At 70.2% G+C, this 349-nt stretch carries 1 protein-coding gene; it reads right to left on the bottom strand.

Annotated elements, in window-relative coordinates; translation table 11 throughout:
- Positions 1-349, bottom strand: a 349-nt coding sequence (locus NF616_RS21175) for an alpha/beta hydrolase fold domain-containing protein (protein WP_252275741.1), incomplete at both ends; no start/stop codon positions are given.

The following is a 349-nucleotide window of genomic DNA, read 5'->3' on the forward strand; positions in this document are numbered from 1 at the left end:
GCCTTGAGCGCGACCACCGCGGCCATGTTGCCGCCGACGCTGTTGCCGGCCACGGCTAGACGCGAGCTGTCCACGCTGATCTCCTTGCCGTGTTCGCCGACCCACTGGGTGGCGGCGAAGGCCTGGTCGATGGCGGTCGGGTACTTGGCTTCCGGCGACGGCGTGTAGCCGACGTAGACGGCCACGGCGCCGGAGTTCACCACCAGGTCGCGGATCAGGCGGGCGTGGGTCGGGTAGTCGCCGAGCACCCAGCCGCCGCCGTGGAAGAACATGAACACCGGCAGCTCACCCTTCACGCCCTCGGGGCGGACGATGGTCAGCGGGATCGACTGGCCGCCGGCTTCGATGG

It is taken from the genome of Pseudomonas subflava (assembly GCF_023823685.1).
Lineage (GTDB): Bacteria > Pseudomonadota > Gammaproteobacteria > Pseudomonadales > Pseudomonadaceae > Aquipseudomonas > Aquipseudomonas subflava.